Source organism: Sedimentibacter sp. B4 (genome assembly GCF_000309315.1).
Lineage (GTDB): Bacteria > Bacillota > Clostridia > Tissierellales > Sedimentibacteraceae > Sedimentibacter > Sedimentibacter saalensis.
In genome coordinates, this window is the sequence record NZ_CANG01000525.1 from 1 (window position 1) to 203 (window position 203).

At 69.0% G+C, this 203-nt stretch carries 1 protein-coding gene; it reads right to left on the minus strand.

The window, feature by feature from the left end; all coding sequences use genetic code 11:
* The coding region (locus BN358_RS23800; RefSeq protein ID WP_255346898.1) for a thiamine pyrophosphate-dependent enzyme at positions 1 to 203 on the minus strand (203 nt) is incomplete at both ends.

The window sequence follows — 203 nt, forward strand, 5'->3', positions numbered from 1 at the left end:
TTCCGACCAGCAGGTCGGCGAAGGACGTGATCGAGTCGGCCGCCTCCCACGCCTCGATCTCCTCGCGGGTGCGGTAGCTGGAGGCATCGGACGGGGAGTGCCCGGAGATCCGGTAGGTGATCGTGTCCAGCAGGACGGGCCCGCGGCCCTCCAGCAGGATCTCCTTCTTGCGCTTGATCGCGTCCGCGACGGCGAGCGGGTTG